At 76.5% G+C, this 604-nt stretch carries 1 pseudogene; it reads right to left on the reverse strand.

Features of this window, described 5'->3' with window-relative positions:
- Positions 1–78: 78 nt before the first annotated feature.
- Positions 79–604, reverse strand: a pseudogene (locus FNQ90_RS26030) (hypothetical protein); the annotation flags it as partial.

The following is a 604-nucleotide window of genomic DNA, read 5'->3' on the forward strand; positions in this document are numbered from 1 at the left end:
CCGCCCCGTGGCTCGCCCCGGCCGCGGCGGCCGCGGGGGGTGTGCTGCTGGTTCTCGCCGCGTTGCTCTTCCGCCGGGTCAGGCCCGTGGCGTCCCCGCCCCCGTGAGCACCGTCGCGGCGGCCCGCGCGGCCGCCTCGACGACCGTTATGCCCTCCTCCCGGCCGGCATGACCGTCGGAGAGGACCACCATCAGGATCGGCCGGCCGTCCACCGTCACCCGCCCGATGCTGTTGATGTCCCACAGCCGGGTGTGGCTGCGCGGCAGCCAGCCGTTCTTCAGGCGCGTCCCGCCGGGCCCCGCCGAGGTCCCGGCGGTCCCGCCCGGGGACGCCGTGATGGGGGGGTCGGTCGTCTCCGGGAGTTCCCCGGCGGCCACGAACCCCGCCATCGTGCCCTCACCGGCCCCCGTGGGGACGCCCGCCGGGTGCGGGGCGGCGGCCGATATCCCCCAGCGCTGCCCTTCGGCCACCTCGCCCATCAACTCCTGCACCACGGCACGGGAGGCGGGCGTCAGGGGCCCCGAGGAACCGAAGACGATCTCCAACAGGCGCAGTTGGTCGTCCCCCGTGGTCCGGGTCAGCCCCCAGTGCCCACCTTCGCCC

The organism is Streptomyces alkaliphilus (assembly GCF_014141535.1).
Lineage (GTDB): Bacteria > Actinomycetota > Actinomycetes > Streptomycetales > Streptomycetaceae > Streptomyces > Streptomyces alkaliphilus.